The following is a 25,213-nucleotide window of genomic DNA, read 5'->3' as shown; positions in this document are numbered from 1 at the left end:
GGCTTACAACCGGAACCGCAAGGACACGGTGCGCCCGTCCCGCTGCAGCTCGAATTGCAGACGGCGGCCCGGATTGGTTAGCGCGTCGATCACGTCGCCGGGTGCGGCGATATCGGTGCCGTTGATACGGCTCAGCACATCTCCGACCTGTAGACCGGATCGCCCGCCATAACGACCGGCATCGACAACCACGACACCATCCACAGACAAAGGCAACCGCAACCGCGTGATCACCGCCGGATTGATACGCGAGACGGTCAAACCCGGCATCACGGTTCCGTCGGTCAGAACCGTCTCGTCCGCCGCAGGCGTGTCCGGCGCCCTGACCAGGGCGACGCTGACATCCGCGCTTTGATCGCCGCGCAGACGGGTCAGAACGGACGTCCCGCCGACCCCCGCCACCGACATGCGGAATTTCATTTCGGCGGGCGAGTTCACCTCATCCCCGTCCACATGCGTGACCACATCACCCACCCGCAATCCAGCCTCGCCCAGCGGGCTGCGCGGATGAATGTCGGAAATGACCACACCCATGGGGAAGGTCAGGCCCAGCGACTCGGCGATATCCGCGCTCATATGCTGGCCGGAAACCCCGGCCCAGGGACTGATGAAACTGTCATTGCCGTCCTGCGCCTGCCGCAGGAATTCGGCCACCAGATTGGCCGGAATGGCAAAGCCGATCCCATTCGACCCGCCCGAACGGGTCAGGATCGAGGTGTTGATGCCAATCAGATCGCCATTCACGTCGATCAGCGCTCCGCCGGAATTACCCGGATTGATCGCCGCGTCGGTCTGAATGAAATACCCTCGCGCATTGCCCGTCGCGGTGCCAGTGCGCGCCAGCCCCGAGATGATGCCCGACGACACGGTCTGCCCCACCCCAAACGGGTTGCCGATGGCAAGCGTCAGCTCACCCACCTCGACCTGATCTGAGTCGCGCAAAGTCAGGAAAGGCAGGTCTTCGGCTTTTTCCAGCTTCAGGATCGCAATGTCGCTTTCCTTGTCGCCCAGCACAACCTGCGCCGAGTATTCTCGCCGATCCGTGGTCACCACCCGAATTTCCGTCGCGGTGCCGACCACATGATAATTCGAGACCACATAGCCGTCTTCAGACAGGATCACCCCGGAGCCCAGCGAGTTCTGCACACGCTGGCGCGGCTCATTGAAACCCCGGCCAAAGAAATCCTGAAAGAACGGGTCTGAGAACAGCGGATTGACCCGCCCTTCGCGTACGATCTTGGCGTAGATATTGACGACGGCGGGCGAGGCCTGTTTGACCACCGGGGCGAAGCCAAGGCTGATTTCGGCCGAGGATGTTGGCACTTTGGTTTCGGCATACGCCGACGACGCAAACATCGCCAGCATGAGTGAACACAGAACTTTCCGCATGATCTTTCCGTCGATTGACTGCACATCGGATATGCGAGGCCCGCCGCGGGAATGCAAGCGCGTTGCATCATTCCCCGCATTGACGAAGGCATAGACCGATGGAATGCTCGTGCCGATAGAACCATCAGCAACAGGCCTATTGTGTTTAAAATCTTTCGCCTGAAAAGGCCTACGACACCCGGACCTTCCACTTTGCTCCTGACGGCGATCATCGGCTTGATCGCGCCGGTTTCTCAGGCTGCCGAAGCTCGGCTGACTTTTGGAACAGGAGGGAAAGGGGGATACTACTTTCAAGTCGGCGATCTGCTCTGCAAATCCTTCGCGGCCGATACAACTGGTTATGCATGCCGAAACCGATCAACGAAAGGGCCCACAGAGAATCTTCCAAAGCTTCGTGCAGGCAAGTTCGACATCATCGTCGTACGATCAGATTGGGCCAAACAAGCACTTGATGGGAAGGGGTATTTTCGCCCTAAAGGGGCAGATTCATCGCTTCGTTCTTTGTTCTCACTTCACAGTGAGCCTTTGACAATCGTGACGCGAAAGAACTCTGGGATCAACGATATCGGCGACCTGAGCGGCAATCGTGTACGACTGGGGCGGTCGGCCACTCACCTTGTCCAGCAAATTCCTCAATCCAAAAACTGGGATGTATCTGCTTTTAAGACCATCAAACCCAATGAAACAAAGGCGCAAGGCAGCGCTCTGTGCGCAGGCAAGATTGATGCCATTGCAGCGGTAGTCGGTTACCCTTCAGGGCAGATTCAGAAGATCGCACAATCCTGTCCGATTCAACTGATCAAGGTAACCGGGCCCGAGATTAACCGTATGATTTCAGGTTCCAAAGCACTTAGCCCCGCGACAATCCCTGCAAACGTATACGTTGGGCTGGGATCACCGACAAAGACCTTCGGCTATAAGGCAACGTTGCTGAGCAGCGCCGAAGTGCCGGATAACGATGTCTACGCATTCGTCAAAAACAGTTTTGAAAGCCTGCCTGAACTGGCGCGCCAGCACCCGGCGTTCAACGGACTGAAACCGTCTGCAATGATCCGCGACAGCCTGCCTGCCCCCTTACATCCGGGGGCCGAGCGGTATTATCGGGAACAAGGTTGGATTAAATAATCCACGGATAGCAGGCCCGACAACAAAAAACCCCCGCGTCAGAAACGCGGGGGTCGAAATCGGAAAGCCCGACTTTTTTATTCTTCGTCTGCGGCCTCTTCGGCAGCGACGCGGGCTTTGTCAGCCGCGCCTTTGGCGTCGACGTCACGATCAACGAATTCGATGATCGCCATCGGTGCCATGTCGCCATAGCGGAAGCCTGCTTTCAGGATGCGGACATAACCGCCCTGACGCTCGGCATAACGAGGGCCCAAAACTTCGAACAGCTTGGCGACGTCTTTGTCTTCTTTCAACTGTGCAGCGGCCTGACGGCGGGCGTGCAGGTCGCCGCGCTTGCCCAGTGTGACCAGCTTTTCGATGATCGGGCGCAGCTCTTTTGCCTTGGGCAGAGTTGTTTTGATCTGCTCATGTTCGATGAGCGAGCCAGCCATGTTTGCAAACAGAGCCTTGCGGTGCTCATGAGTACGGTTCAGGCGGCGGTAACCACGTGCGTGACGCATTGTTCAGTTCCTATCTTGCGTTTTACTTTGTCTGGCCAGCGATGCGTGTCACCGGCTCTCCTTGGGGCGTCATTGCCCATACAGTCCCCGGCAGTCCGGGCATTAAGAGGTGGGGTAGAACCCCACCCTACTTTTGAAGCGCTCTTGTAGGATGGGGTTTCACCCCATCTTTCTTAAAAGGCGTCTTCGAATTTCTTCGCCAGATCTTCGATGTTGTCGGGCGGCCAGTCCTCGACATCCATGCCGAGGTGCAGACCCATGCCGGACAGCACTTCCTTGATCTCGTTCAGCGACTTGCGGCCGAAGTTCGGGGTGCGCAGCATCTCAGCTTCGGTCTTCTGGATCAGATCGCCGATGTAAACGATGTTGTCGTTCTTCAGGCAGTTTGCCGAACGGACCGACAGTTCCAGCTCGTCCACTTTCTTCAGCAGCAGCGGGTTGAACTCCAGACCATCGTCCTCGTCCTGGCGGCCAGCCGATTCCGGCTCGTCGAAGTTGACGAAGATCGACAGCTGATCCTGCAGGATACGAGCGGCGAAGGCCAGCGCATCCTCGGGTGTGATCGAACCGTCGGTGTCGATCTTCAGGGTCAGCTTGTCATAGTCCAGAACCTGACCTTCACGGGTCGGCTGAACGTCATAGGCAACCTTCTTGACCGGCGAATAAATCGCGTCGATCGGGATCAGGCCGATGGGTGCGTCTTCGGGCTTGTTCTTCTCAGCCGAGACGTAGCCTTTGCCGGTGTTGACGGTCAGTTCCATGAACAGGTCGGCGCCATCGTCCAGGTGGCAGATGACGTGGTCGCGGTTCAGAACCTCGATACCGGCGCTTTCGCTGATGTCGCCTGCGGTGACAACGGCGGGACCTTTGGCATTGATCGACAGGCGCTTGGGGCCTTCGACTTCCATGCGCAGCGACACGCCCTTGAGGTTCAGGATGATGTCGGTGACATCTTCACGCACGCCTGCGACCGAGGAGAACTCGTGCAGGACGTTGTCGATCTGGACGCTGGTGATGGCAGCGCCTTGCAGGCTGCTCATCAGAACACGACGCAGCGCGTTGCCCAGGGTCAGACCAAAGCCACGCTCCAGCGGCTCGGCAACCAGCGTTGCCTGACGTGCGGGATCGTTGCCCGGCTTGGCTTCCAGCTGGGTCGGCTTGATCAATTCTGCCCAATTCTTATGGATCATGTAATCCCTCCATTCCTGTCCGCGCCCCATGACCAACAAGGTGCAGACGCCCGAGGTTCAAAATGACGTGCTGGGGCCGTGCAAAAACACAGCCCCAGCTCAATTCAAAATCGCTTAGACGCGGCGGCGCTTCGGCGGGCGGCAGCCGTTGTGAGCAATCGGCGTCACGTCGCGGATCGACGTGATGTTGAAGCCCACTGCAGCCAGCGCACGCAGAGCCGATTCACGGCCCGAACCGGGGCCCTGAACTTCGACTTCCAGCGTCTTGACGCCATGTTCCTGCGCCTTTTTGCCTGCATCTTCTGCAGCCATCTGAGCGGCGTAAGGTGTCGATTTCCGCGAACCCTTGAAGCCCATGGTACCAGCAGACGACCACGAGATGGCGTTGCCCTGTACATCCGAGATCAGGATCTTGGTGTTGTTGAAGGTCGAGTTCACATGGGCAACGCCCGATGCGATGTTCTTGCGCTCTTTGCGCTTGATGCGTGTCTTGTCGCGTGCCATCGGTCAGACCCTCCCTTATTTCTTCTTACCGGCAATGGCCTTTGCGGGGCCTTTGCGGGTACGAGCATTGGTGTGGGTGCGCTGACCGCGAACCGGCAGGTTGCGGCGGTGACGCAGACCGCGGTAGCAGCCCAGATCCATCAGACGCTTGACGTTCATCTGAACTTCACGACGCAGGTCACCTTCGACGGTGTAGTTGGCGTCGATGTGCTCGCGGATGGCCAGAACTTCGGCGTCGGACAGTTCGTTGACGCGACGGGTCGCATCGATGCCCACGGCTTCGCAGATCGCTTTGGCCGAGGTGTTGCCGATACCGGTGATATATGTGAGGGCGATTGGTACCCGCTTTGCAGTCGGGATGTTTACGCCGGCAATACGTGCCACGTGTCACTTTCCTTTTCGTTGCGGTTCCGTAACTCCAGAACCTTTTTTCACAACGCTTGACCGTGGCAGTGCCGCCAGAGGGTCCAGCATTATTCGAGGTGGTCGGGGCGGACGGGACGATTCCCATACGCGGTCTTGATTCCCCTTGGGGATGGGGGTCGATATGGGCTTTTGGCGGTGCCGTCAAGCCCATATTGAAGTCAGCCGAGAATTGCCTCGATGGAAGCCGTGACTTCCTTGATATCCGCCAGCCCGTTCACCGGACGCAGATCGCCCTTGGCATAGTAATAGCCAATCAGCGGCGAGGTCTTCTTGTAGTATTCCATCAGACGCGTGCGCAGGCTGTCTTCGTTGTCGTCAGCGCGGCGGGTGAACTCTTTTTGCTGACCGCAATTTGTGCATTTGCCGTCGGCAGGGATCGGTTTGGTGTGGTCGTTATAGACCTCGCCACAACCGGAACAGGTTGACCGCGCGGTGATCCGTTCGACCAGCGCCTCGTCATCGACGCGCATCTCGACCACGGTGTGCAGCGACTGACCCAGCTTGGTCAGCAGTGCCGCCAGCGCGTCCGCCTGCGCCAGTGTACGCGGGAAGCCATCGAAGATGAATCCGGCTCCGGTTTCGGAGGTCAGCTTCTCTTCGATCAGGCCGATCACGATCTCATCTGTGACCAGCTTGCCCGCGTCCATGATCGCGGCAACCTTCTGGCCCATTTCGGTGCCCGAGGTCTTGGCCTCGCGCAACATGTCGCCAGTGCTCAGCTGTACCATGCCGCGTGTTTCAACGAGGTGACGCGCCTGCGTCCCCTTGCCTGCCCCCGGGGGGCCGAGAAGAATGATGTTCATCGACGAGAAGGTCCCTTCCTGTTGCGTTTCTTCCCCTTACCACGCAGCTGGGACTTTTCGATAAGACCTTCGTATTGGTGCGCTAGCAGATGACTCTGGACCTGTTGGATCGTGTCCATGGTCACAGAGACGATAATCAGAACCGAAGTGCCGCCGAAATAGAACGGGATGGCAAACTGGCCCCGAAGGATTTCCGGCAACAGACAGACCGCCGCCAGATAGGCCGAACCCAGAACCAGCACGCGATTGACCACGTATTCCAGGTATTCGGCGGTTTTCTTGCCCGGACGGATGCCCGGCACAAAGCCGTTCTGCTTTTTCAGATTGTCCGCCACATCGTCCGGTTTGAACGACACGTTGAACGTATAGAAATAGGCGAAGAACACGATCATCGAGGCGAAGAACAGCAGGTACAGCGGCTGTCCGGGGCCGAAATTGGCCAGCAGCCACGACATGATCGGCCCGTTGGTCGCCCCCGACGAGAAGGTCGAGATCGTCACCGGCAGCAGAAGCAGCGAACTGGCGAAGATCGCCGGGATCACGCCCGCCGGGTTCACTTTGACCGGCAGGTGGCTGGAGCCGCCTTCATAGATCTTCATTCCGGCCTGACGGCGCGGATACTGGATGTGGATCTTGCGCAAGGCCCGTTCCATGAACACCACGAAGGTGATCACGGCGATGACCATGACAATCACCCCAACAATCACCGCAGGGCTGATCGCACCGCTGCGTCCCGAAGCGAAGAACTGCGCCAGAGCGGCCGGAACCTCGGCGATGATGCCGACGAAAATGATCAGAGAGATGCCATTGCCGATGCCGCGCGCGGTGATCTGTTCACCAAGCCACATCAGGAACATGGTGCCGCCGACCAGAGTGATCATGGTCGACATGCGGAAGAACATGCCAGGATCGGTGGCCAGATCGCCCGATTCCAACGAAACGGCCAGGCCATAGGCCTGCACGGTGGCCAGAGCCACGGTGCCGAAACGGGTATATTGGTTGATCTTCTTGCGCCCCTGCTCGCCCTCTTTCTTGAGCTGTTCGAGCGCGGGAACCATCGATGTCAGCAGCTGCACGATGATCGAGGCCGAGATATAGGGCATGATGCCGAGGGCAAAGATACCCATCCGCCCCAGCGCCCCGCCGGTGAACATCGAAACCATGCCGCCGATGCCCTGCCCCGCCTGCTCCATGAACTCGCGCAGCGCCTGCCCGTCGATACCCGGCACCGGAATGAAGGTGCCCAGACGATAGACGATCAGCAAGGCCAGCGTGAACAGGATGCGGTTGCGCAGATCGGTGGCTTTGCCCAGAGCAGCCCAGCTTGTGTTGGCTGCCATTTGTTCTGCTGCTGATACCATAAATCGGTCTCTCTTATGAAAACACCGCCCGGAACCGTTTTCCGGCTCGGGCGGCGTCTTGGAAAACTCTGAGGTCTATGTAAGCGGGTCTTGGCCCGCTCACAAGCGCTTACTCTGCCGCAGCAGCTTTTGTGACCGTAAGTGAGCCGCCCGCTTTCTCGACCGCCTCAACAGCAGCTTTCGAAGCACCGGTAACTTCCAGGTTCACCTTGGCGCTGATCTCGCCTTTGGCCAGCACGCGGACACCGTCCAGCTTGCGGCGGACCAGACCGGATGCAACCAGCGCGTCCTCGGTGATCGCAGCCTTGGCGTCCAGCTTGCCGGCGTCGACGAATTTCTGGATCAGGCCCAGGTTGATGACGGCGAATTCCTTGCGGTTCGGCTTGTTGAAGCCACGCTTGGGCAGGCGCTGGTACAGCGGCATCTGGCCGCCTTCATAGCCATTGATGGCCACACCCGAACGGGATTTCTGGCCTTTGATACCACGGCCACCCATTTTACCTTTGCCGGAACCGGGACCACGGCCAACGCGGGTGCGTTTCGGGCTCGCGCCGGGATTGTCGCGCAATTCGTGCAGTTTCATATCGCTTCTCCTTAGCCGGATGTGACCCCCGAAGCGTGATGGGCCAACCACGGCGTTTCTTGGTTTTGATTCTCGTGGACGCAAATCCACCGGAGCGCTCTACAGCGTTGCGCCCGGCGTTGCAAGGTTTGTTATGTCACAAAGCCAAAAACCAAAAGAGGCGCCACACAGGGCGCCCCTTCATCGGTGAGTGGGTGACGTCTTACGAGCAATAAGCGTGCTTGCGCGCGATATCCGCGATGTCGCAGCGACGGACGCCGATATCGTCCAGTTCACGATTGGACAGACGCTGGAGTTCACCAAAGGTCCGGTTATATTCCGCAGCCCGGGCGCGGTTTTCTTTCACGCGCTCGATGAAGTTCGCAATGCGGGCGCTCAGGTTGAAGCCGCCATGTGTCAGTGTTGCTGTGTGTGCCATATCATTAATCCTTTCTGTACCGAGGCGTATTCCCCGGGCGTTTCCTTGTGTTCCTTTGTGGACACGGCTCAGATAGGAGTGTTGGATATCGCTAACAACGCGCGTTTTGGTCTAGCCGGTATGCGGTGGGGGTATGGCAAAGCGGGAGTCCGCGGGCTACTCTAAATGCAACGAATGTCCACTTTGCGGAGATAGTGTTGAAAAACTCCATTTTTGGTGGAAGGCGTTAAAAAATCCTGCCGTTGAAAGCCGGTTGCAATTTTTAGCTAGGGGGTCGGCCAAAGCACGGCATTGCCGTCGTGTCGCGCGCCCATGGCCTTCTCCGTCCAAACTAGGACAACTTTTCAGGCGCGATGGAAATTGGCGAGAAAATGCAATGATCGGAATTTTCGAGTTTTTCAACACTATCCGGACGAAGTTGCCATTCATTCATGAGTTACGAATGTCCGCTTGTGAGATCACACTGAAAGATGCAAATTTGGCCAACAGAAACAGAAATGCAAGGGGGGCAAGATTGTCACCTATTGACGCTGTACGTACGCCTGACGACCGTTTTCTGAACCTGCCTGATTTCGCCTGGCATCCTCAGTACGAAGATCAGTTGGCCGGGTATGAAGGCCTGCGGATGGCAAGAATAGACGAAGGTCCACAGGATGCAGAGCGGGTATTCTTGTGCCTTCATGGGCAGCCTTCATGGGGTTTTTTGTATCGGCATATGATCCCGGTCTTTCTCGAGACTGGTGCCCGGGTTGTCGTTCCCGACCTGTTCGGTTTTGGCCGGTCTGACAAACCTATCCAAGACAATTGCTACACTTTCACATTTCACAGACAGAGCTTGATCGAGTTGATTGAAGCGCTCGATCTCAAAGGAATTACACTCGTTGTACAGGATTGGGGTGGGCTTCTTGGTCTTACCATTCCACCAGACATGCCTGATCGCTTCAATCGGCTATTGGTTATGAACACAGTTCTTGGCTTGGGTGGCGGTAGCAGCGAAGGGTTCGATGTCTGGAGGGAGTTCCACCGAACCCACCCGGACTATGACGTGGCCGCATTGTTTCAAAAATACGTGCCCGGCATGAGTGATGAAGTTGCGGCCGCTTACGCCGCCCCTTTCCCGGACGCGCGTTATCGGGGCGGGGTACGGAAGTTCCCGTCGCTGGTGATGACCGAACCCGACATGGAGGGCGTTGATGTGTCGCGACGCGCAGCGGAATGGTGGAAAACTGACTGGTCTGGCGACAGCTTCATGGCGATTGGAGAAGCAGATGTTCTGATCCCGCCGAGGCTGATGAAACGCATGCACGAAATATTGGGCGTAGTTCGCCCTCCTCTGATGCTGCCAGACGCAGGTCACTTCGTTCAGGAGACCAACGGCGAACAAGTTGCTCGCGCGGGCTTGTCTGCATGGGAAGATGTAGGGCATCCCATTTAGCCTTAATGGTTTAGAAATCGGACCTTCCTGCAGACCGCAGCATCAGTTACTTCGGGCCCAAAGCGGACAAACATAATTGCAAACACGAAAAAAGCCCCCGAGTTTTCGGGGGCTTTTCAAGTCTCAAAAGAAACCGCGCTTAGCCGCGCTCTTCGATGATCTCAACCAGATGCGGGATCTTGTTGACCATGCCGCGGACCGAAGGGGTGTCCTCCAGCTCACGGGTGCGGTTCATCTTGTTCAGGCCCAGACCGATCAGGGTTGCGCGCTGTTCGGCGGGGCGACGGATCGGGGAACCGATCTGCTTGACGACGATGGTTTTTGCCATGGTTCGCTCTCCTTACGCTTCGGCTTCAGCCGGTGCTTCGTCCCGCTTGGGCAGGATGTCGGCAACCTTTTTGCCACGACGTGCGGCAACCGAACGCGGGCTCTGCTCTTTCTGCAGGCCGTTGATGGTGGCGCGGATCATGTTGTACGGGTTCTGCGAGCCCAGCGACTTGGACACAACGTCCTTGACGCCCAGCATTTCGAACACAGCACGCATCGGACCACCGGCGATGATACCAGTACCTTCAGGTGCGGTGCGCATAACCACTTTACCGGCGCCGTGACGGCCCTCGATATCGTGGTGCAGGGTCCGGCCTTCGCGCAGTTGCACGCGGATCATCTGACGCTTGGCTTGCTCAGTCGCCTTACGGATGGCCTCGGGTACTTCTTTCGCTTTACCTTTGCCAAAGCCCACGCGGCCTTTCTGATCGCCGACAACCACCAGAGCGGCGAAGCCAAAGCGCTTACCACCTTTTACGGTTTTCGACACGCGGTTGATTGCGACCAGACGATCGGCAAATTCCGGTGCTTCTTCACGGTCGCGGCCACGGCCCCGACGGTTTTCACGTTCTGCCATTTGGCATCCCTTTTCTCATGTGGCGCTTACGGCGCCGTTTTCTTCAATCCAAGTGAGCCCCGACTGTTGCCGAGGCCCCCGGATCATCGGGGCAGCCGTAAAGCTGCCCGCAAGTCTTAGATCTTCAGACCACCTTCACGCGCGGCGTCGGCAACTGCCTTCACCTTGCCGTGGAACAGGAAGCCGCCACGATCGAAATAGGCCTCTTCGACGCCTGCCTTCTTGGCACGCTCGGCGATGGCCGCGCCCACTTTGGTGGCCGCTTCGACGTTGTTCTTGCCAACAACACCCAGATCTTTTTCCAGGGTCGAGGCCGAAGCCAGGGTCACGCCACGAACGTCGTCGATCAGCTGAACGCTGATGTTCTTGTTCGAACGGTGAACCGACAGGCGTACACGGCCCGCGTTGACTTTGCGAAGTTTGTTCCGAACGCGCAGGCGGCGCTTCAGAAACAGGGTTCTTTTGCTGTTTGCCATTGTCTGCGTCCTTACTTCTTCTTGCCTTCCTTGCGGAAGATGAACTCGCCCTTATAGCGGATGCCCTTGCCTTTGTACGGCTCGGGACGGCGCCATTCGCGGATTTTGGCCGCGACTTCGCCCACCTGCTGCTGGTCGATACCTTCCACAACGATCTCGGTCTGCTTCGGCGCGGTGATGGTGACACCTTCCGGAGCAGTGAAGTCGACATCGTGGCTGTAGCCCAGGTTCAGCTTCAGGGTGTTGCCCTGCATCTGAGCCCGGTAACCAACACCCTGGATCTCCAGCTCTTTTTTGAAGCCTGTGGTCACACCGGTTACCAGGTTGGCAACCATGGTGCGGCTCATGCCCCACTGCTGGCGGGCACGCTTGGACATGCCGCGGGGGTCGATCTTGACCACGTTGTCTTCAACCGACAGCGTGACGTCGTCGGTGGCGGTGAAGCTGCGGGTGCCTTTCGGACCTTTCACTTCGATGGTCTGACCCGACACAGAGGCGGTAACGCCGCTGGGCAGCTCGACCGGTTTTTTACCAATACGAGACATTGCAGACCTCCTTAGAAGACGGTGCAGAGCACTTCGCCGCCAACATTGTTGGAGCGAGCGTTTGCGTCCGACATCACACCTTTCGGAGTGCTGACAATCGACACACCCAGACCCTGACGGACCTGCGGGATGTCATTGACGCCCATGTACACGCGACGACCGGGTTTCGAGACCCGCTTCAGTTCGCGAATGACAGGGGTGCCTTCGTAGTATTTCAGGCTGATTTCGATGGCCGGATGACCGTTTTCACCGGTCGTCGCTTCGTAGCCACGGATGTAACCTTCGTCCGCCAGCACGTCCAGAACCCAACCGCGCAGCTTGGAAGCCGGGGTGGAAACGGTGGACTTGCCGCGCATTTGCGCGTTGCGGATACGGGTGAGCATATCGCCGATAGGATCGTTCATATCTATGTCTCCCTTACCAGCTCGATTTCACCATGCCGGGGATCTGACCAGCAGAACCCAGCTCGCGCAGCGCGATACGGCTGACCTTCAGCTTACGGTAGTAAGCGTGAGGACGACCGGTCAGCTGACAACGGTTGTGCAGACGGGTCGCCGAGCTGTTGCGCGGCAGTTTCGCCAGTTTCAGACGCGCCTTGAAGCGCTCTTCCATCGGGCGGCTCTCGTCATTCGCGATTTCTTTCAGCTCGGCACGCTTTGCGGCATATTTGGCCACCAGGCGTTCGCGCTTCTTCTCGCGTTCGATCATTGCTTTTTTAGCCATGTCTCAATCCTCCGGGCGCTTACGCGTTGAACGGCATGTTGAATGCTTTCAACAGGCTCTTCGCTTCAGCGTCGGTTTTCGCTGTGGTGGCAATTACGATATCCAGGCCCCAGACCTCGTCGACCTTGTCGAAGTCGATTTCCGGGAACACGATGTGCTCTTTCATGCCCATGGCAAAGTTGCCACGACCATCGAAAGACGGCTTCACACCGCGGAAGTCACGCACGCGCGGCAGCGCGATGGTGATCAGACGATCCAGGAATTCGTACATCCGGTCACCGCGCAGGGTCACTTTCGCACCCAGCGGCATGTCTTCACGGACGCGGAAACCCGCGATCGATTTCTTCGCCTTGGTCGAAACGGCCTGCTGGCCAGCAATCGCGGTCAGATCCTCGACAGCGGCTTTCGCTTTCTTCGAGTCCTTGACGGCCTCAGCACCACACCCGATGTTCAGAACGATTTTTTCCAGCTTGGGCAGCTGCATGTCGTTCTTGTAGCCGAACTCTTCTTTCAGAGCGGCACGGATGGTTTCAACGTACTGAGTTTTCAGACGCGGGGTGTAGGTTGCATTATCAAGCATCGATCACGTCCCCTGTGGTCTTGGCGAAGCGGACCTTCTTGTCGCCTTCCATGCGGAAGCCAACGCGGGTTGCTTTGCCGTTCTTGTCCAGCAGCGCCAGGTTCGACAGCTCGATCGGGTTTGCCTGAGGCAGGCGACCGCCTTGCGAGGTCTGCGACTGACGGGTGTGGCGGATGGCGATGTTGATGCCGTCGACAACAGCTTTGCCGGCTTTCGGGTCAACCGAGGAAATGGTGCCCTCTTTGCCCTTGTCCTTGCCGGCCAGCACGACGACCTTGTCGCCTTTGCGGAGTTTAGCAGCCATGATTACAGAACCTCCGGAGCCAGCGAGATGATTTTCATGAAGTTCTTGGCGCGCAGTTCGCGAACAACGGGGCCAAAGATACGGGTACCTACGGGCTCGTTGTTGTTGTTCAGGATGACGGCGGCGTTGCGATCGAAACGGATCGCGGTGCCGTCTTCGCGACGGACTTCCTTGGCGGTGCGTACGACGACGGCCTTGCGGACGTCCCCTTTCTTTACGCGGCCGCGCGGGATGGCTTCCTTCACCGAGACGACAATGATGTCGCCGACGGAGGCGTATTTACGCTTGGAACCACCCAGGACCTTGATGCACTGAACTCGGCGTGCGCCGGAGTTGTCAGCGACATCCAGATTGGTCTGCATCTGGATCATGTGGTTTCTCCCGACCTGTGGGGGCTGGTCTTGTTAAATCCCCCAGGGTTTCGACAAATGGAAAAGCTCTGGGGGCTTACGCCTCCAGAACCTCCCAACGTTTCGTCTTCGATTTCGGCGCGCATTCGATGATGCGGACTGTATCGCCGACCTTGAAGGCGTTCTTTTCATCGTGAGCCCGGTATTTCTTGGACTTACGGATGGTTTTCTTCAGAACCGGATGCGTAAAGCGGCGCTCGACGGATACGGTTACGGTCTGTTCGTTGGCGTCGCTGGTCACGGTGCCTTGCAGGATACGCTTGGGCATCTGATTACTCCTCGGATGCCGCAGCAGCGGCCTTTTCGTTCAGAATGGTTTTGACACGGGCAGCATTGCGGCGGGCCGCTTTGATACCGGCTGTGTTTTCCAGCTGACCGGTTGCCTGTTGAAAGCGCAAGTTAAAGCTTTCTTTCTTCAGGTTGGCCAGTTCCTCGCGGAGCTGGTCCGGGGTCTTGTCACGCAGTTCTTGGGCGTTCATCGCCTTTTTCCTTTGCTCAAAACACCAGAAGGCCCCGTACACGGGTCACCTTTGACCTGGTGGATGAATGATAGACATACGAATCGCCCGACAACGCCGGGAGACCGCAGGATGCCGCCGTATAAGGGTTTGGGGGGTGGGTGGCAAGAGGAAGTTTGGAGATTGCCAACCATGAGTAACATGGTAAAAAATTCCCCCCGTCATTAACACGACGGAGGGTTATCAGGAAGTCCACTCGTGACAAAATCCGGGTATACGCCCCGCTTCCTCGGGTCCGGCTTGAGACTTCTTTAGACCCCATATGAAGACACTGGGATGAACTTGTTAACCATCAAACGGGTATAGCGCTACGACACATGCAGAAATTCGAAAGTCGTGATTATCAAATTCTGTTAACGAATGGACAGGTCGTGCATTTCACGCAACGCGAACTGCATGATCTGGCCCACAGCAAACGGGTAAAGATTTTTCTGGCGTGCAGCCTTGTCGTGATCGCCCTCGCCAATCCAACCCTGTTTCCGTCGATACCGGAATACTCGGCTCGTCTGTTTTATTGGGGCGTGTGCGTGTTGCTCTATATTGCAGTCATACCGTACTGGGGATTGGTCACCCAGCGCTTGTGGCACCGTTTCCTGCAACTCCCCTTGCCACTCATAATAGCCACTGCGCCCCTGAATATCAGCTTGTCCGCGCTTTCGACGATTATCCCGATGGTGTTTGGCGATCTGGTACCGCAGCGCGGTGAACCGCTTGTATGGACTGACTATCTGCGCAACCTGATCATCGGGCACGTTCTGGAAACCATCGGCCTGCTGTGGCTATTGCCGCTGCAACGCAACGAGCAAGCGGAAGACGCACAGAAGAACAAAGTACGCTTTGTCATTCTCAACGGTCGATCCCTGCCCTTGAGCTCAATTCTGCTTGTGCAAAGCGCAGAACATTATCTGCTCGTCAGCACATCCGATAAAACGACGCAATACCGTGCCCGGATGAAAGATTTTCTGAAGCAGGTCGATGAAAGCGACGGGGTGCAAACCCATCGTTCATACTGGGTCTCGGCGGACGAAGCCCTGGAACTGCGAGGGAACGTGGTCAAGACGTCCGTGAGAGAGGACATCCCGGTATCCCGAGGGCGCTTGCCCGAGGTGCGCAACTGGTTTCGTCAGCAAGGCAAACTTCATTAGCCGGCCATCGTCAGGCAAGGCAGGCGTTTGCATCATCATCAAATTGCGATTTGATTGCCAAAAGTGCTGCTAGAGAATCCCGCCTGGCGCGCATCCTGATGCAAACCATCAAAAAGGGCCGCCCCAAGCGGGACGGCCCTTCATTCACTGTCTCTTTAACAGAGGATCAGGCAGCCAGAGCGGCCTGAGCTTTGGCGACGATCGCGCCGAACGCTTCCGGTTCGTGCACGGCCAGGTCGGCCAGAACTTTGCGGTCCACTTCGATACCGGCCAGGTTCAGGCCGTTGATGAAGCGGGAATAGGTCAGAGCCTCGTCATGCGAACGGACAGCAGCGTTGATACGCTGGATCCACAGCGCGCGGAAATTGCGCTTTCGGTTCTTGCGGTCGCGAGTTGCATACTGGTTGGCCTTATCGACGGCCTGGCGGGCAACCTTGAAGGTGCTCTTGCGGCGGCCATAGTAACCTTTGGCGGCCTTGATGACCTTCTTGTGACGGGCGTGAGTTACGGTTCCACCTTTAACGCGGGACATCTCTTAATCTCCTCTTAGCGGTCGTAGGGCATGTAGCCCTTGACGATCTTGGCGTCGGGGGCGGACAGGGTGGTGTTGCCACGGGCATCGCGGATGAACTTCTTGGTCCGCTTGATCATGCCGTGCCGTTTGCCGGCCTGGCCAGCAAGGACCTTACCGGTCGCAGTCACCTTGAAGCGCTTCTTGGCGCTCGACTTGGTCTTCATCTTAGGCATTTCCGTCTCCTTTTCCGGGTTCGGTTTCAAACGCGACTCGGCATGCCATCTCGGCCGGTCACGCGATCAGAAGCGCCGTTTACGCAAGTTCGATGATACTGGCAAGGGGGTTTTGAGCGGAATCTGCGGAATTCGCGAGACCGTCAGGCACCGGGGCGACATGCGCCGCCCCGGTGAAATGGGTTAGTGGCCGAATTTGCGGATTTCACCGCTCTTCAGCCGTTCGGCATAGGACGCAAGCTCCTGCCGCACCACTTTCATCAAGAAGTAGAGCGCGAAGACGTTGACAACCGCCATGGCAAAGATCGCCGCATCCGAGAAGTCGATGACCGGGCCAAGGTTGGCTGCCGCACCGATCACCACGAAGACGCAGAAGATGATCTTGAACACCAGTTCCTTGGTGTGACCCTCACCGAACAGATAGGTCCAGGCCTTGAGGCCATAGTAGGACCAGCTGATCATGGTCGAGAAGGCAAACAGCACCACGGCAATCGCCAGGATGAAGGGGAACCAGCTGAAGGCACTGCCGAAGGCGGCAGAGGTCAGGCTGACGCCGGTATTGCCATCAACGGTGGCAATCGCGTTGCCAGCTTCGTTCAGCATGTACTTGCCGGTTTCCGGATCAACGATCAGCTGCTGGGTGATGATGATCACCAGCGCGGTCATGGTACAGATCACGACCGTATCGATGAACGGCTCGAGCAGCGACACGAAACCCTCGGTGATCGGCTCTTTGGTCCGCACCGCCGAGTGCGCAATCGCCGCAGAACCAACGCCCGCTTCGTTCGAGAACGCCGCACGGCGGAAGCCCTGGATCAGCGCGCCGACCATGCCGCCCGCAACGCCGAGCCCGGTGAAGGCACCCGCGAAGATCTGACCGAAGGCCCAGCCGATCTGATCGGCATGCATGATGATGATGACCAGCGCGGCCAGCACATACATGACACCCATGAAGGGCACGACCTTCTCGGTCACGCGCGCGATGGATTTCAGGCCTCCCACGATCACCGCAAAGACGATGCCCGCAAAGACCAGACCGGTGATCCAGCCAGGATAGTCGCCGACAATGCCCGCGATCTGCTGGTGCGCCTGATTGGCCTGGAACATGTTGCCCCCACCCAGCGCGCCAAGGATACAGAAGATCGAGAACAGAACGGCCAGTATCTTGCCGCCCGGCAGGCCCAGTTCGTTAAAGCCCTTGGACATGTAATACATCGGACCACCCGAAACGGTGCCGTCCTCGTATTCGTTGCGATATTTCACGCCCAGCGTACATTCGGTGAATTTCGACGCCATGCCCAGCAGGCCCGCAACGATCATCCAGAATGTGGCACCCGGCCCGCCGATGCCCACGGCCACCGCCACACCGGCGATGTTACCAAGACCCACCGTGCCCGAAAGCGCGGTTGCGAGCGCCTGAAAGTGGCTGACCTCACCCGCGTCATTGGGGTCGGAGTAATCGCCTTTCACAAGGCTGATCGCATGGCTGAAGAACCTCAGCTGCACAAAGGCGAAGTACAGCGTGAACACGGTCGCCGCGATCACCAGCCAACCCACGATCCATGGGAAACCCGTTCCCGGAAACGGCGCAAAGATAAAGCTCACGAACGGCCCGGTGAAATTGGCGAAGGCCTGGTTGATCTTGTCGTCCAGACCCGCTGCCTCTTGTGCGGCCGCAGGAGCGGCGAACAGAGCGGTCAGGGCGGCCAGACCCAGTTTGTTTTGAATATTCATCATCATCTCTCCCCTCAGTTCACGACCGTGACCGGAACTTCGGCATGCATGACCAGATTCTGGGTGGAACTGCCAAACAGGCGTTTCTTGAACCCATCCGCCGACGCCCGGCCCACAACGATCTGAGAGCCGCCATTTTCCACCGTGATTGCGTTCAGCGTTTCCGCCACATCACCGTGGCGGACGATGCCCTGCGCTTCGAACCCGGCGGCTTTCAACGCCTCGACCGCTGGTGCGATGATGCGCGACGTGGCCAGTTCGACCTCTTCTTCGCGCCGCTTGTGACGCAAGGCGTTTTCTTCCGGTGTCTGAAATGTGAAAGGAGACCATTCGATGACATAAACCACCAGCAGATCACACGATCCGATGAGCCCTGCCAAATCTTTGGCAAAGGCGATCGCGCGCTCTCCGGTTTCTGTCCCGTCCAGTCCAATGACAATTTTCGTTGTCATGTCGTTCCTCCGTTATTGTTGATTAGGCCGGGACCCTCGCTCCCGGCAGGGCAGCCGGAACCTGGAACTTGCTGAGTAGACTGCCCTGGACCCGAGTATCCCCAGAAAACACGGAAAAACAGAAGGATTATTTCCGGAAACACGCCCGGAACACCTATAATATTGATAAGTATTTCCAATTTTTGCCTAAAAATTAGGCATTCGACAAAGTCTCAGGGTGAAATCTGCCCCTGAGCCCCGGGATCAACCCGGATCTGTGTTGTAAATCAGCCGTTCATCGCAGGGGGCGATGCGCAGAATATTGGTTGTGCCCGGTACGTTGAAGGGCACGCCTGCGGTCACCACGATCTGATCGACCTCTGAGGCGAAGCCACCGGCGCGGGCGGCGCGGGCGGCGCTGACCACAGCACCCTTGAACCGCTCAAGCTCGGGCGTCATGACGCAATGGCAGCCCCAGCTCAGGCACAAGCGGCGGGCGGTTCCGGTGGCGGGCGTCATCGCGATGATCGGCACCCCGGGACGTTCACGCGCGGTCAGCAGCGCGGTGGTGCCGCTTTGGGTGAAACAGCAGATTGCCTTGATGTCCGTCTTTTCAGCAATCTCGCGGGCGGCGGCGACAATCCCATCGGCCACGGTGGTCCCCTTGGCCGTGCGCGAGGCGGCGATGATCTGAGTATAGGTCGGGTCGGCCTCGACCTCGATGGCCACCTTGTTCATGGTCTGCACGGCCTCGATCGGATAGGACCCCGCAGCCGATTCCGCGCTGAGCATGATAGCATCCGTGCCCTCGTAGATTGCGGTGGCCACGTCCGAGACCTCGGCCCGGGTGGGCATCGGGCTTTCGATCATGCTCTCCAGCATCTGCGTGGCCACGATGACCGGCTTGGCCGCGCTACGGCATCTGCGCACCAGACGTTTTTGGATCGGCGGCACGGCGGAAACGGGCAGTTCAACCCCCAGATCACCACGTGCAACCATGATCCCGTCGGACGCGTCGAGGATATCGTCAAACGCCTCAACCGCAGCGGGCTTTTCGATCTTGGACAGGATCGAGGCACGACCATCCGCCAGGGCGCGGGCTTCGAAAACGTCCTTAGCGCGCTGTACGAAGCTGAGCGCCAGCCAGTCCACGCCCAGTTGGCAGACAAATTCCAGATCGTCCCGGTCCTTGGCCGACAGCGCCGCCAGAGGCAGCACCACATCCGGTACGTTGACCCCCTTGCGGTTCGAGATGGTGCCGCCGACCTCGACGGTGCAATTGGCAAAGTCCTGACCGCAGTCCTGCACGATCAGGCGGATCTTGCCATCGTTGACCAACAGGCGCGCGCCGGTTTCCAGCGCCGCGAAAATCTCGGGATGCGGCAAGCAGACGCGAGTCGCGTCCCCCGGCGCCGGGTCGAGGTCCAGCCGGAACGCCGCGCCCTCTTCCAGATCCTCAGCCTCATTGGCGAAGACACCCACCCGCAGCTTGGGGCCCTGAAGATCGGCCAGAATCGCAATCGGGCTGTCCAGATCCTTTTCCACCTGCCGGATGATCCGGTGGCGCTCGCGAATCTCGTCATGGCTGCCGTGGCTCATGTTCAGGCGGAACACATCCGCCCCGGCCTCGTGCAGCGCTCGGATGGTGTCATAGTCATTGGACGCCGGTCCCAGCGTCGCCACGATCTTCACATTTCTCAGGCGTCGCATCGGTCAGGCTCTCCTTGGACGTACAAATGTTACCGCAAACATTGCTCAGGCTGCTTATTGCGCAATTCCCTTTCCAACGCAACTGTCCTACACCTGCGGCAAACAAGATGACAGGCTCATGACGTATTCTCCGTTTTTCGTTCACGGCGCGGATCGCCCGTCGCGCTGGCTGATTACCTGCGATCACGCGACCAATATGGTGCCGCCCAATGTCAATGGTGGCGACCTCGGCCTGCCACGCGAAGATATGGAGCGTCACATCGCCTACGACGTCGGTGCCTATGAGGTGTCGAAACATCTGGGCGAGATCCTGAATGCGCCGGTGATCGCTGCCAATTTCTCGCGACTGGTGATCGACCCAAACCGGGGCGAGGATGATCCGACCCTGCTGATGAAGCTGTATGACGGGTCGATCATTCCCGGCAACCGCCACGCCGATGCAGCCGAGCGCGACCGGCGTCTGAACATGTGCTATCGCCCCTATCACAAGGCACTGGCGCAGATGGCCGCCCTGCCGCACGCGGTGATTGTCTCGATGCATTCTTTCACCCGCCAGTTGCGCGGGCGTGAGCCGCGCCCCTGGCATGTCGGCGTGCTGCACACCCCGGACGAGCGGTTCTCGCGCCCGCTGATCGACCGGCTCGAAGCCGAGGGCGATTTATGTGTGGGCGTGAATGAGCCCTATACCGGCGTCCTGCCCGGGGATGCGATTGACAAGCATTGCACCACCTTTGGCCGCCCTAACGCATTGATCGAACTGCGCAATGATCTGATCGCGGATCACGAGGGTCAGCGCCATTGGGCCGAGCGTCTGGCCATCATATTGCAGGATGCGCTGTCGGAAAGCGGGCTGTAACGTCGGGTCATTCCAGGCCGTTTCGGCATCTCACGATATTGTGAGGTCACCCTCCGATGCCCATATATTGGAGGAAAGGAGACGACTATGACTCAGGAATTTCTGACGACCGTCTTCGGCTGGATGACGGTCCTGAATATCGCCGTTTTGCTGTTCACCACGCTGATGATCGTGGTCCTGCAGGACTGGATCGCAGGCGTACATGGCAGAATGTTCCAAATGGAACGGGCGGACGTGAAACGGGCCTATTTCGGGTATCTTGCCAACTATAAGATCCTGACGATCATCTTCTGCCTGATGCCGTGGCTGGCGCTGAAACTGGCATAGCATCCCAATCCGAAGGGCCTTAGGGCCCCTCCTGTTCATTGTAACAAGGCGCACGGATTGCTAGGTCAGACAGAAGACGCAAGACAATCATTCGGAGCCCGACATGGACAAGAAAACCGAAATCGAACTTCAGGCCGCCGCCTTTCGCCGGCTGCAAAAGCACCTGATGGAAGATCGCACCGATGTGCAGAACATCGACATGATGAATCTGGCCGGGTTCTGCCGCAACTGCCTGTCGCGCTGGTATCAGGAAGCGGCGAATGAAAAGGGCATCGAGATGGGCAAAGTTGAAGCGCGCGAGATATTCTATGGCATGACCATGGATGAGTGGAAGGCCAACTATCAGACCGAAGCCAGCGCCGAGAAACAGGCCGCCTTCAAAGTCGCCTTCGAAGAGAATGTCGGGAAAGAGAGCTGATCCCCAGCCGTTTCCTGATCCATTCGATAAATATCCTGAAGTAATCCGGACAGGAATACCGAGCCCCTGTCCTGATAAAACAGGATACCGATGAGTCAGGACCACCACATTCCACGCCCGGATGAGGCTGTGCGAAGCCACTGGCAAAGACGTGGTTCTGATCGTCGACGAAGCACAGCACAGCCCGGCCAAAAGGCGGACCGCAATGCGATGCATGCACTGAAAGCGGCGCCGGATGCGGTCAATCAGGCCGGGCTTGAGACATGGCATCTGGTCATGACGGGATGGCATCGCGACAGGCTGGCGGCGCTGATCCACAATCAGCAGGCCCCCTTATTCGGCGCGCGTGCGCGTGATGTCCCGAAACTGGAGCACAGGTCTCAGCCGACATCATGGACGCAGTGTTCGGCGATCCGGGCAGACGCCCCGAGATCCTGAACGACTGCCTGCGCGACCTGATACTGGATACCTCCCCCAGTAATCAGGCGCTGCGCGAAGAGGCCCGCGCTGAATAGCGTCTCAGGCTTAACCCGAAGCGCTTTAGATTGCCGCTTTCAGGCTCTCTTCCAGATAAATCTCACGCAACCGCTTGGCGATGGGGCCCGGCGTACCTTCGCCCAGCGCTTCACCGTCAATCTCGACCACCGGCATCACAAAGGTAGAGGCCGAGGTGACAAAGGCTTCCTCTGCCTGCTTTGCCTCGTCGATGGTGAACAGGCGTTCCTCGACCTCCATCTGAGCCTCGGCTGCCATGCGCAGCACGGCCTTGCGGGTGATCCCGTGCAGAATGTCGTTGGACAGCGGGCGGGTGACGATCTTGCCGCCTTTGACGAAATAAGCGTTGTTCGAGGTACCCTCGGTCACATACCCGCCTTCGATCATCCACGCATCGTCGGCCCCGGCCTTCTTGGCCATCATCTTGCCCAGCGACGGATAGAGCAGCTGCGTCGTCTTGATATCGCGACGCCCCCAGCGGATGTCGTCAATCGAGATGACGCGGATTCCCTTCTGCGCCGCCGGGCTGTTGGCCAGACCGGGCTTGCTTTGGGTAAACAGCACCAGTGTGGGCTTGGTGTCATTTGAAGGGAATACGAAATCCCGATCCCCATCGCTGCCGCGCGTGACCTGCAGATAGATCAGACCCTCGTCAATCGCGTTCAGTTCGACCAGCTTGCGATGGATGTCCAGCAACGCGTCCTTGCTGCAGGGCGCGGCCATGTCCAGCTCATCCAGCGACCGTTTCAGGCGCACCGCGTGGCCGTCGAAATCGATCAGCTTGCCGCCCAGAACGCTGGTCACTTCGTAAACGGCATCCGCCATCAGAAAGCCCCGGTCAAAGATCGAAACCGTTGCTTCGGTCTCGGGCAGGTATTCTCCATTCACGTAAACGGTGCGGGTCATGTCGTGTCTCCTCAGCCCCAGAGCACCGCTTTGGGCGGGTGTACTCCGGCGTCATCAAATATCAGCGGGTTGGCACGGTCTTCGGCCAACAGAAGCGGCCCGTCAAGGTCCGTTACCATCGCACCCTGCGCCAACAGGGTCGCGGGCGCCATCGCCAGAGAGCTGCCGACCATGCAGCCCACCATGATTTTGTAGCCCCCGGCCAGCGCCGCCTTGCGCAGCTCAAGCGCTTCGGTCAGGCCGCCGGTCTTGTCCAGCTTGATGTTGACCACATCATATTTACCTTTCAGCGCAGGCAGGCTGGCGCGGTCATGGCAGGACTCGTCGGCGCAGACCGGCACTGGGCGGTCCATCCCGATCAGCGCCTCATCCTCACCCGCGGGCAAGGGTTGTTCCACCAGCGCCACACCCAATCGCACCAGATGAGGGGCAAGATCGGCGTAGACCTCAGCCGACCAACCCTCATTGGCATCCACAATGATCCGGGCGTCAGGCGCACCCGCCCGCACGGCTTCCAGCCGCGGCATGTCATCGGGCGTTCCCAGCTTGATCTTCAGCAAAGACCGATGCGCATTCCCGGCCGCCTGCGCCTGCATCGCCTCGGGCGTATCCAGAGACAGGGTATAGGCGGTAATCTCGGGCCCCGGAACCGGCAGCCCGGCCATGTCCCAGACCCGTTTCCCGGCGCGCTTAGCCTCAAGATCCCAAAGGGCGCAATCCACCGCATTGCGCGCGGCTCCTGCCGGCAGAAGCTCCATCAGCGATTGCCGCGAAAACGCATCGGGCAGACCTGCGATCTCGGCCTCGACCGACTCCAGCGTCTCGTCATACCGGGCATAGGGGACGCATTCGCCCCAGCCCTGATGCACCCCATCCGAAACCCGAACCGTCAGTACCTTCGCCTCGGTCCGTGATCCGCGCGAGATGGTGAACACCTGCGCCAGCCGAAACACATCGCGAGAGACTTCAACCTGCACGCGCCCGCTCCTTCATCTTTTTAAAAATACTCCCGCCGGAGGCGGACCATGCCCGCCACCAGCGCGTCTTTCAGATCACATCGCGGCCAGCGCGTCGACCAGTTTGCCCGAGCCGAACCGGAACGGATCGGTCGCAGGCAGACCCATATCCGCCTCGATCTGCGCCAGATAGGCCGTCGCGTCCTGCTCGCTCATGTGCTGGGTGTTCACCGAAACACCCACGACCTGACAATCGGGATTGGCAACGCGGGCCAGATTCAGCGCCGTGTCGCGCAATGCCTCCAGCGAGGGCTGCTGATAGCCGGGCAGACCGCGCATATGTTCGCGGGTCGGTTCATGCGAGAGGATCAGGGCATCCGGTTGCCCGCCATGGATCAGCGCCATCGTCACTCCCGAATACGAGACATGGAACAACGATCCCTGCCCTTCGATCAGGTCCCAGTGATCCTCGTCATTGTCGGGGGTCAGCCATTCCACCGAACCGGCCATGAAATCGGCCACGACCGCATCCAGCGGCACGCCGTCACCGGTGATCAGGATACCGGTCTGGCCCGTCGCCCGGAAGGTCGCCTTCATGCCGCGCTTGCGCATCTCGGCTTCCATCGCCATCGCCGTGTACATCTTGCCGACCGAGCAATCGGTACCCACCGCTAGGCAGCGTTTGCCGGTGCGCTTGACACCATTGGCGATCGGATAGTCGACCTCGGGCACCCGCACGTCGTGCAGCTTGCGCCCGGTGGCTTCGGCGACGGCGACCAGATCGGGCTCATCGCTCAGCAGGTTGTGCAGGCCCGAGGCCAGATCAAACCCCTCTTCCAGCGCCATCACCAGAACCTTTTTCCAGTCCTGGCTGATCACGCCACCCCGGTTGGCCACACCGATGACAAGGGTCTTGGCGCCCGCTTCGCGCGCCTCAACCAGATCCATGTCCGTCAGGCCCAGATCGGCCTTGCAGCCCTCCATCCGGTATTGACCTACGGCATTCTCGGGCCGCCAGTCCTTGATCCCGACGGCAACCTTGGCCGCCAGCTGGTCCGGGGCATCTCCCAAAAACAACAGATATGGTGTCTCGATCATCGCGCAGCTCTCCTTTGATTCCGGCACAAGCTAGAGAACCGATTTAACGAGCGTTTCTCGAATTCTCTTCACATACCACCACTTCACGCAATAATTTTGCAGGATGCTAAACAAACCTGCAAAATTCTTCGAAGTTTTCAAACTGATCAAACTTTCAGCACTATTTTGACAGGCTTCGATCCTCGCTGCAGGCGCA

General features: G+C 58.6%; 35 protein-coding genes. 7 read left to right on the top strand and 28 right to left on the bottom strand.

Annotated features, from left to right (window positions below):
- Positions 1–3 precede the first annotated feature (3 nt).
- Positions 4–1,389, bottom strand: coding sequence for a trypsin-like peptidase domain-containing protein (locus ACR0K9_RS13635; protein ID WP_480823932.1), 1,386 nt, complete (start codon positions 1,387–1,389; stop codon positions 4–6).
- A gap of 192 nt (positions 1,390–1,581) precedes the next feature.
- Here ACR0K9_RS13635 and ACR0K9_RS13630 point away from each other — a divergent pair, with 192 nt between their 5' ends.
- Positions 1,582–2,514 carry a TAXI family TRAP transporter solute-binding subunit gene (locus tag ACR0K9_RS13630; protein WP_480823930.1) on the top strand — a complete coding sequence of 311 codons (933 nt, stop codon included), beginning with the start codon at positions 1,582–1,584 and terminating at the stop codon, positions 2,512–2,514.
- 77 nt (positions 2,515–2,591) lie between these two features.
- Here the strand turns inward: ACR0K9_RS13630 and rplQ are convergent, their stop codons facing one another.
- From rplQ to ACR0K9_RS13590, 8 genes are all read right to left on the bottom strand, one after another.
- Positions 2,592–3,014, bottom strand: a complete 423-nt coding sequence (gene rplQ / locus ACR0K9_RS13625; protein WP_039538314.1) for a 50S ribosomal protein L17 — start codon at positions 3,012–3,014, stop codon at positions 2,592–2,594.
- Between the two features lie 173 nt (positions 3,015–3,187).
- The gene (locus tag ACR0K9_RS13620; protein WP_170387759.1) at positions 3,188–4,204 is read right to left on the bottom strand and encodes a DNA-directed RNA polymerase subunit alpha; all 1,017 of its coding nucleotides are present in this window, start codon (positions 4,202–4,204) and stop codon (positions 3,188–3,190) included.
- Positions 4,205–4,318: 114 nt separating this feature from the next.
- Positions 4,319–4,708 (bottom strand): 30S ribosomal protein S11, encoded by a 390-nt coding sequence (gene rpsK, locus ACR0K9_RS13615; protein ID WP_170462414.1) that lies wholly within the window; start codon positions 4,706–4,708, stop codon positions 4,319–4,321.
- A 15-nt stretch (positions 4,709–4,723) separates the two neighbouring features.
- Positions 4,724–5,092, bottom strand: coding sequence for a 30S ribosomal protein S13 (rpsM, locus tag ACR0K9_RS13610; protein ID WP_298387605.1), 369 nt, complete (start codon positions 5,090–5,092; stop codon positions 4,724–4,726).
- A 200-nt stretch (positions 5,093–5,292) separates the two neighbouring features.
- On the bottom strand, positions 5,293–5,937 hold the full coding sequence (locus tag ACR0K9_RS13605; protein WP_480534616.1) for an adenylate kinase: 645 nt from the start codon (positions 5,935–5,937) through the stop codon (positions 5,293–5,295).
- Positions 5,934–7,298, bottom strand: a complete 1,365-nt coding sequence (gene secY / locus ACR0K9_RS13600; protein ID WP_480823929.1) for a preprotein translocase subunit SecY — start codon at positions 7,296–7,298, stop codon at positions 5,934–5,936. The genes ACR0K9_RS13605 and secY overlap by 4 nt, the downstream gene beginning before the upstream one ends.
- Positions 7,299–7,407: 109 nt before the next feature.
- Entirely contained in the window at positions 7,408–7,881 is a 474-nt protein-coding gene (gene rplO, locus ACR0K9_RS13595) for a 50S ribosomal protein L15 (protein WP_480534612.1), read from the bottom strand.
- 202 nt (positions 7,882–8,083) lie between these two features.
- Positions 8,084–8,299, bottom strand: a complete 216-nt coding sequence (locus ACR0K9_RS13590; protein WP_480823927.1) for a DUF1127 domain-containing protein — start codon at positions 8,297–8,299, stop codon at positions 8,084–8,086.
- Positions 8,300–8,675: 376 nt separating this feature from the next.
- On the opposite strand from ACR0K9_RS13590, the gene ACR0K9_RS13585 reads away from it, so the two are divergent.
- A complete protein-coding gene (locus tag ACR0K9_RS13585; protein WP_480823925.1) occupies positions 8,676–9,734 on the top strand; it encodes a haloalkane dehalogenase in 1,059 nt (352 codons plus the stop codon).
- Between the two features lie 139 nt (positions 9,735–9,873).
- Here ACR0K9_RS13585 and rpmD read toward each other — a convergent pair whose 3' ends face one another.
- The 11 genes from rpmD to rpmC form a co-directional block, all read right to left on the bottom strand.
- Positions 9,874–10,062: a 50S ribosomal protein L30 gene (gene rpmD, locus ACR0K9_RS13580; protein ID WP_039538297.1), complete on the bottom strand. Its 189-nt coding sequence runs from the start codon at positions 10,060–10,062 to the stop codon at positions 9,874–9,876.
- Between the two features lie 12 nt (positions 10,063–10,074).
- Positions 10,075–10,638, bottom strand: coding sequence for a 30S ribosomal protein S5 (rpsE, locus tag ACR0K9_RS13575; RefSeq protein ID WP_170356677.1), 564 nt, complete (start codon positions 10,636–10,638; stop codon positions 10,075–10,077).
- 116 nt (positions 10,639–10,754) lie between these two features.
- Positions 10,755–11,114: a 50S ribosomal protein L18 gene (gene rplR, locus ACR0K9_RS13570; protein WP_039523386.1), complete on the bottom strand. Its 360-nt coding sequence runs from the start codon at positions 11,112–11,114 to the stop codon at positions 10,755–10,757.
- 11 nt (positions 11,115–11,125) lie between these two features.
- Positions 11,126–11,659: a 50S ribosomal protein L6 gene (rplF, locus tag ACR0K9_RS13565; protein ID WP_170456135.1), complete on the bottom strand. Its 534-nt coding sequence runs from the start codon at positions 11,657–11,659 to the stop codon at positions 11,126–11,128.
- Positions 11,660–11,670: 11 nt separating this feature from the next.
- On the bottom strand, positions 11,671–12,063 hold the full coding sequence (gene rpsH / locus ACR0K9_RS13560; RefSeq protein ID WP_010437099.1) for a 30S ribosomal protein S8: 393 nt from the start codon (positions 12,061–12,063) through the stop codon (positions 11,671–11,673).
- A 13-nt stretch (positions 12,064–12,076) separates the two neighbouring features.
- Positions 12,077–12,382, bottom strand: coding sequence for a 30S ribosomal protein S14 (rpsN, locus tag ACR0K9_RS13555; protein ID WP_068340744.1), 306 nt, complete (start codon positions 12,380–12,382; stop codon positions 12,077–12,079).
- Between the two features lie 19 nt (positions 12,383–12,401).
- On the bottom strand, positions 12,402–12,962 hold the full coding sequence (rplE, locus tag ACR0K9_RS13550; RefSeq protein WP_480534608.1) for a 50S ribosomal protein L5: 561 nt from the start codon (positions 12,960–12,962) through the stop codon (positions 12,402–12,404).
- On the bottom strand, positions 12,955–13,266 hold the full coding sequence (rplX, locus tag ACR0K9_RS13545; protein ID WP_171092002.1) for a 50S ribosomal protein L24: 312 nt from the start codon (positions 13,264–13,266) through the stop codon (positions 12,955–12,957). The genes rplE and rplX overlap by 8 nt, the downstream gene beginning before the upstream one ends.
- Before the next feature lie 2 nt (positions 13,267–13,268).
- The gene (gene rplN, locus ACR0K9_RS13540) at positions 13,269–13,637 is read right to left on the bottom strand and encodes a 50S ribosomal protein L14 (protein ID WP_005621870.1); all 369 of its coding nucleotides are present in this window, start codon (positions 13,635–13,637) and stop codon (positions 13,269–13,271) included.
- A gap of 76 nt (positions 13,638–13,713) precedes the next feature.
- Positions 13,714–13,944: a 30S ribosomal protein S17 gene (rpsQ, locus tag ACR0K9_RS13535; RefSeq protein ID WP_068340771.1), complete on the bottom strand. Its 231-nt coding sequence runs from the start codon at positions 13,942–13,944 to the stop codon at positions 13,714–13,716.
- 4 nt (positions 13,945–13,948) lie between these two features.
- Positions 13,949–14,155 (bottom strand): 50S ribosomal protein L29, encoded by a 207-nt coding sequence (rpmC, locus tag ACR0K9_RS13530; protein ID WP_010437082.1) that lies wholly within the window; start codon positions 14,153–14,155, stop codon positions 13,949–13,951.
- Between the two features lie 356 nt (positions 14,156–14,511).
- Between rpmC and ACR0K9_RS13525 the strand changes: the two genes are divergently transcribed.
- Positions 14,512–15,339, top strand: coding sequence for a LytTR family DNA-binding domain-containing protein (locus ACR0K9_RS13525; RefSeq protein WP_480823923.1), 828 nt, complete (start codon positions 14,512–14,514; stop codon positions 15,337–15,339).
- A 166-nt stretch (positions 15,340–15,505) separates the two neighbouring features.
- On the opposite strand, the gene rplT is transcribed toward ACR0K9_RS13525, so the two are convergent.
- The 5 genes from rplT to pyk form a co-directional block, all read right to left on the bottom strand.
- Positions 15,506–15,871 (bottom strand): 50S ribosomal protein L20, encoded by a 366-nt coding sequence (gene rplT / locus ACR0K9_RS13520; RefSeq protein WP_008756009.1) that lies wholly within the window; start codon positions 15,869–15,871, stop codon positions 15,506–15,508.
- Between the two features lie 14 nt (positions 15,872–15,885).
- Positions 15,886–16,086 carry a 50S ribosomal protein L35 gene (gene rpmI, locus ACR0K9_RS13515; protein ID WP_010443552.1) on the bottom strand — a complete coding sequence of 67 codons (201 nt, stop codon included), beginning with the start codon at positions 16,084–16,086 and terminating at the stop codon, positions 15,886–15,888.
- A gap of 183 nt (positions 16,087–16,269) precedes the next feature.
- Positions 16,270–17,820, bottom strand: coding sequence for an alanine/glycine:cation symporter family protein (locus ACR0K9_RS13510; protein WP_480823921.1), 1,551 nt, complete (start codon positions 17,818–17,820; stop codon positions 16,270–16,272).
- A 14-nt stretch (positions 17,821–17,834) separates the two neighbouring features.
- Positions 17,835–18,272 (bottom strand): universal stress protein, encoded by a 438-nt coding sequence (locus ACR0K9_RS13505; RefSeq protein ID WP_480534602.1) that lies wholly within the window; start codon positions 18,270–18,272, stop codon positions 17,835–17,837.
- 243 nt (positions 18,273–18,515) lie between these two features.
- Positions 18,516–19,961 (bottom strand): pyruvate kinase, encoded by a 1,446-nt coding sequence (gene pyk / locus ACR0K9_RS13500; RefSeq protein ID WP_480823919.1) that lies wholly within the window; start codon positions 19,959–19,961, stop codon positions 18,516–18,518.
- A gap of 118 nt (positions 19,962–20,079) precedes the next feature.
- On the opposite strand from pyk, the gene ACR0K9_RS13495 reads away from it, so the two are divergent.
- The 4 genes from ACR0K9_RS13495 to ACR0K9_RS13480 all read left to right on the top strand — a co-directional run bounded on the left by ACR0K9_RS13495 (position 20,080) and on the right by ACR0K9_RS13480 (position 22,000).
- Positions 20,080–20,817, top strand: a complete 738-nt coding sequence (locus ACR0K9_RS13495) for an N-formylglutamate amidohydrolase (RefSeq protein ID WP_480823917.1) — start codon at positions 20,080–20,082, stop codon at positions 20,815–20,817.
- A gap of 87 nt (positions 20,818–20,904) precedes the next feature.
- Positions 20,905–21,144 (top strand): DUF6868 family protein, encoded by a 240-nt coding sequence (locus ACR0K9_RS13490; protein ID WP_480823915.1) that lies wholly within the window; start codon positions 20,905–20,907, stop codon positions 21,142–21,144.
- A gap of 103 nt (positions 21,145–21,247) precedes the next feature.
- Positions 21,248–21,562, top strand: coding sequence for a DUF1244 domain-containing protein (locus tag ACR0K9_RS13485; protein WP_480823913.1), 315 nt, complete (start codon positions 21,248–21,250; stop codon positions 21,560–21,562).
- Between the two features lie 210 nt (positions 21,563–21,772).
- Positions 21,773–22,000: a hypothetical protein gene (locus ACR0K9_RS13480; protein WP_480823911.1), complete on the top strand. Its 228-nt coding sequence runs from the start codon at positions 21,773–21,775 to the stop codon at positions 21,998–22,000.
- A 102-nt stretch (positions 22,001–22,102) separates the two neighbouring features.
- Here the strand turns inward: ACR0K9_RS13480 and ACR0K9_RS13475 are convergent, their stop codons facing one another.
- The 3 genes from ACR0K9_RS13475 to dgcN all read right to left on the bottom strand — a co-directional run bounded on the left by ACR0K9_RS13475 (position 22,103) and on the right by dgcN (position 25,017).
- The gene (locus ACR0K9_RS13475) at positions 22,103–22,963 is read right to left on the bottom strand and encodes a D-amino-acid transaminase (protein WP_480823909.1); all 861 of its coding nucleotides are present in this window, start codon (positions 22,961–22,963) and stop codon (positions 22,103–22,105) included.
- 11 nt (positions 22,964–22,974) lie between these two features.
- Positions 22,975–23,940 (bottom strand): N-acetyl-D-Glu racemase DgcA, encoded by a 966-nt coding sequence (gene dgcA, locus ACR0K9_RS13470; protein WP_480823907.1) that lies wholly within the window; start codon positions 23,938–23,940, stop codon positions 22,975–22,977.
- 75 nt (positions 23,941–24,015) lie between these two features.
- Positions 24,016–25,017, bottom strand: coding sequence for an N-acetyltransferase DgcN (dgcN, locus tag ACR0K9_RS13465; protein ID WP_480534586.1), 1,002 nt, complete (start codon positions 25,015–25,017; stop codon positions 24,016–24,018).
- Positions 25,018–25,213 lie beyond the last annotated feature (196 nt).

The sequence above is a fragment of the Ruegeria sp. L12 genome, assembly GCF_056531745.1.
This window is presented reverse-complemented; position numbering and strand designations above follow the sequence as displayed.

Bases quoted from the DNA above. Each gene is read 5' to 3' on its own strand.
- ACR0K9_RS13635 (WP_480823932.1), bottom strand. From the start codon at position 1,389: ATGCGGAAAGTTCTGTGTTCACTCATGCTGGCGATGTTTGCGTCGTCG.
- rplQ (WP_039538314.1), bottom strand. From the start codon at position 3,014: ATGCGTCACGCACGTGGTTACCGCCGCCTGAACCGTACTCATGAGCAC.
- ACR0K9_RS13620 (WP_170387759.1), bottom strand. From the start codon at position 4,204: ATGATCCATAAGAATTGGGCAGAATTGATCAAGCCGACCCAGCTGGAA.
- rpsK (WP_170462414.1), bottom strand. From the start codon at position 4,708: ATGGCACGCGACAAGACACGCATCAAGCGCAAAGAGCGCAAGAACATC.
- ACR0K9_RS13605 (WP_480534616.1), bottom strand. From the start codon at position 5,937: ATGAACATCATTCTTCTCGGCCCCCCGGGGGCAGGCAAGGGGACGCAG.
- secY (WP_480823929.1), bottom strand. From the start codon at position 7,298: ATGGTATCAGCAGCAGAACAAATGGCAGCCAACACAAGCTGGGCTGCT.
- rplO (WP_480534612.1), bottom strand. From the start codon at position 7,881: ATGAAACTGCACGAATTGCGCGACAATCCCGGCGCGAGCCCGAAACGC.
- ACR0K9_RS13590 (WP_480823927.1), bottom strand. From the start codon at position 8,299: ATGGCACACACAGCAACACTGACACATGGCGGCTTCAACCTGAGCGCC.
- ACR0K9_RS13585 (WP_480823925.1), top strand. From the start codon at position 8,676: ATGATCGGAATTTTCGAGTTTTTCAACACTATCCGGACGAAGTTGCCA.
- rpmD (WP_039538297.1), bottom strand. From the start codon at position 10,062: ATGGCAAAAACCATCGTCGTCAAGCAGATCGGTTCCCCGATCCGTCGC.
- rpsE (WP_170356677.1), bottom strand. From the start codon at position 10,638: ATGGCAGAACGTGAAAACCGTCGGGGCCGTGGCCGCGACCGTGAAGAA.
- rplR (WP_039523386.1), bottom strand. From the start codon at position 11,114: ATGGCAAACAGCAAAAGAACCCTGTTTCTGAAGCGCCGCCTGCGCGTT.
- rplF (WP_170456135.1), bottom strand. From the start codon at position 11,659: ATGTCTCGTATTGGTAAAAAACCGGTCGAGCTGCCCAGCGGCGTTACC.
- rpsH (WP_010437099.1), bottom strand. From the start codon at position 12,063: ATGAACGATCCTATCGGCGATATGCTCACCCGTATCCGCAACGCGCAA.
- rpsN (WP_068340744.1), bottom strand. From the start codon at position 12,382: ATGGCTAAAAAAGCAATGATCGAACGCGAGAAGAAGCGCGAACGCCTG.
- rplE (WP_480534608.1), bottom strand. From the start codon at position 12,962: ATGCTTGATAATGCAACCTACACCCCGCGTCTGAAAACTCAGTACGTT.
- rplX (WP_171092002.1), bottom strand. From the start codon at position 13,266: ATGGCTGCTAAACTCCGCAAAGGCGACAAGGTCGTCGTGCTGGCCGGC.
- rplN (WP_005621870.1), bottom strand. From the start codon at position 13,637: ATGATCCAGATGCAGACCAATCTGGATGTCGCTGACAACTCCGGCGCA.
- rpsQ (WP_068340771.1), bottom strand. From the start codon at position 13,944: ATGCCCAAGCGTATCCTGCAAGGCACCGTGACCAGCGACGCCAACGAA.
- rpmC (WP_010437082.1), bottom strand. From the start codon at position 14,155: ATGAACGCCCAAGAACTGCGTGACAAGACCCCGGACCAGCTCCGCGAG.
- ACR0K9_RS13525 (WP_480823923.1), top strand. From the start codon at position 14,512: ATGCAGAAATTCGAAAGTCGTGATTATCAAATTCTGTTAACGAATGGA.
- rplT (WP_008756009.1), bottom strand. From the start codon at position 15,871: ATGTCCCGCGTTAAAGGTGGAACCGTAACTCACGCCCGTCACAAGAAG.
- rpmI (WP_010443552.1), bottom strand. From the start codon at position 16,086: ATGCCTAAGATGAAGACCAAGTCGAGCGCCAAGAAGCGCTTCAAGGTG.
- ACR0K9_RS13510 (WP_480823921.1), bottom strand. From the start codon at position 17,820: ATGAATATTCAAAACAAACTGGGTCTGGCCGCCCTGACCGCTCTGTTC.
- ACR0K9_RS13505 (WP_480534602.1), bottom strand. From the start codon at position 18,272: ATGACAACGAAAATTGTCATTGGACTGGACGGGACAGAAACCGGAGAG.
- pyk (WP_480823919.1), bottom strand. From the start codon at position 19,961: ATGCGACGCCTGAGAAATGTGAAGATCGTGGCGACGCTGGGACCGGCG.
- ACR0K9_RS13495 (WP_480823917.1), top strand. From the start codon at position 20,080: ATGACGTATTCTCCGTTTTTCGTTCACGGCGCGGATCGCCCGTCGCGC.
- ACR0K9_RS13490 (WP_480823915.1), top strand. From the start codon at position 20,905: ATGACTCAGGAATTTCTGACGACCGTCTTCGGCTGGATGACGGTCCTG.
- ACR0K9_RS13485 (WP_480823913.1), top strand. From the start codon at position 21,248: ATGGACAAGAAAACCGAAATCGAACTTCAGGCCGCCGCCTTTCGCCGG.
- ACR0K9_RS13480 (WP_480823911.1), top strand. From the start codon at position 21,773: ATGCATGCACTGAAAGCGGCGCCGGATGCGGTCAATCAGGCCGGGCTT.
- ACR0K9_RS13475 (WP_480823909.1), bottom strand. From the start codon at position 22,963: ATGACCCGCACCGTTTACGTGAATGGAGAATACCTGCCCGAGACCGAA.
- dgcN (WP_480534586.1), bottom strand. From the start codon at position 25,017: ATGATCGAGACACCATATCTGTTGTTTTTGGGAGATGCCCCGGACCAG.